This window comes from Bradyrhizobium embrapense (assembly GCF_001189235.2).
Classification (GTDB): Bacteria; Pseudomonadota; Alphaproteobacteria; order Rhizobiales; family Xanthobacteraceae; genus Bradyrhizobium; species Bradyrhizobium embrapense.
Genome location: NZ_LFIP02000035.1, coordinates 1 through 731 on the forward strand (window position 1 = coordinate 1; position 731 = coordinate 731).

The following is a 731-nucleotide window of genomic DNA, read 5'->3' on the forward strand; positions in this document are numbered from 1 at the left end:
CTCGCGCATCAGGCGCAGCACGCGCTTGCGGTTGTTCACCACAAAGCCCTCGCGGCGCAACTGTGCGGAGATCCGGCGATAGCCGTAATGCCGATGCGTCAGTGCGAGCCGCTGGATCGCGTCTCGCACGCCAGTCTCTTCGGCACGTGGGGCGGAAGCCGCCCAATGCCGGTAGTAGCCGGCCCGGCTGACGCCAGCCAGGGTGCACATCCGTTCGATCGTCAGCTCGCCTTGCCGCGGGGAGATCGTCATCGCTTGGATGACCTCGTAGACCCCCTCACGCCAGGCCTGCTGCTCGGCCATACCGATATCTCCACCACCCAGATCTACACCCATGTGGTCGAGGAGCGGCTGAAGAGCCTGGTCCGCGACCTGCATCCGCTGGCCGAAAAATCGTAGCGGCGATCCCGTAGCCCGGATGGAGCGCAAGCGATATCCGGGAAAGGTATTTCCGCCGATATGAACTGCACCCCTGATGTGAGACACGGTAAATCAGGGACAGGTGCCGGCCGCTTGAAGCGGCACGGCGGGTTGACGGGTTAGGGCCGCATGGCGGGGCTGCTGCGCAGCAGCCCCGCCATGCGGTAAATTTGCCTCGAACTCGGCTGGCGGCCGGTAGGCCAAAGCCGAGTGCAACCGTTGACGATTGTATACCTCTTCGATGAAGGCGCCGATCGCATTTCTGGCCTGTTGCGCATCGCGGTAGGTCTGGCCGTCGACCTCCTCTTGCT

1 protein-coding gene and 2 pseudogenes are annotated in these 731 nt (G+C 63.9%); 1 reads left to right on the forward strand and 2 read right to left on the reverse strand.

The window, feature by feature from the left end; translation table 11 throughout:
* The coding region (locus AKN83_RS41985; RefSeq protein ID WP_347336856.1) for an IS3 family transposase at positions 1-336 on the reverse strand (336 nt) is incomplete at its 3' end.
* Here AKN83_RS41985 and AKN83_RS40365 point away from each other — a divergent pair.
* Positions 289-399, forward strand: a pseudogene (locus AKN83_RS40365) (recombinase XerD); the annotation flags it as partial. The gene AKN83_RS41985 and the pseudogene AKN83_RS40365 sit on opposite strands and share 48 nt — an antisense overlap.
* A 93-nt stretch (positions 400-492) precedes the next feature.
* Here the strand turns inward: AKN83_RS40365 and AKN83_RS40995 are convergent.
* Positions 493-731: pseudogene (locus AKN83_RS40995) on the reverse strand (hypothetical protein); the annotation flags it as partial.